This window comes from Mesorhizobium sp. LNHC229A00, assembly GCF_000502415.1.
Classification (GTDB): domain Bacteria; phylum Pseudomonadota; class Alphaproteobacteria; order Rhizobiales; family Rhizobiaceae; genus Mesorhizobium.
Window position 1 is genome coordinate 1 of record NZ_AYWQ01000152.1, and the last position, 572, is coordinate 572.

The 572-nt window shown below is 61.2% G+C and carries 2 pseudogenes; one reads left to right on the forward strand and one right to left on the reverse strand.

Annotated elements, in window-relative coordinates:
• A pseudogene (locus X742_RS1000000176350) lies at positions 1–432 on the reverse strand (IS30 family transposase); the annotation flags it as partial.
• Positions 433–434: 2 nt separating this feature from the next.
• On the opposite strand from X742_RS1000000176350, the pseudogene X742_RS1000000174675 reads away from it, so the two are divergent.
• Positions 435–572: pseudogene (locus tag X742_RS1000000174675) on the forward strand (IS3 family transposase); the annotation flags it as partial.

Consider the following 572-nt stretch of genomic DNA (forward strand, 5'->3'; position numbering starts at 1 on the left):
ACTGCGTCCAGTTCCCGGGCTGTGTGCCGACTGAGATCCGTGCCCTTTGGAAAGTACTGTCTCAGCAAGCCGTTGGTGTTTTCGTTGGAGTCTCGCTGCCACGGGCTTGGGGATCGCAGTGCGCAGGTCGGCTGCTGCGCCATTTCCGCTCCATGGTCCCAAGTCAGCGACTGACGCAGTTGCTCGGGAAGTGCCCATGGATCGGGGCTATGGCTCTGCGGACTGCTTCAGCGCCGTGGCCGGCATGGACCGTTCTTGATGCGCAGGCTCTGCTGATAGCCATGCATGCGCGGCAGGTGAAGCACGCATTGTGAAGCGTGAACTTCGTTCCACGAGCGTACCGATCGCCTAGCTTCCGAGGCCAAGAATGAGGTCGCCTTCCCAATGTCCGGGGACAGCCCGATCGGCAATTTCGGCCGGACGGTCGCTTATCCGTCAGCATTCGATACACCGAGCGCTTGGCGGAGGCCGGCGTCGAACCCTCGGTGGGCAGTGTCGGCGACTCTTTCGATAATGCTCTCGCCGAAACGATCAACGGTCTTTACAAGGCCGAGGTGATCCATCGACGCGGA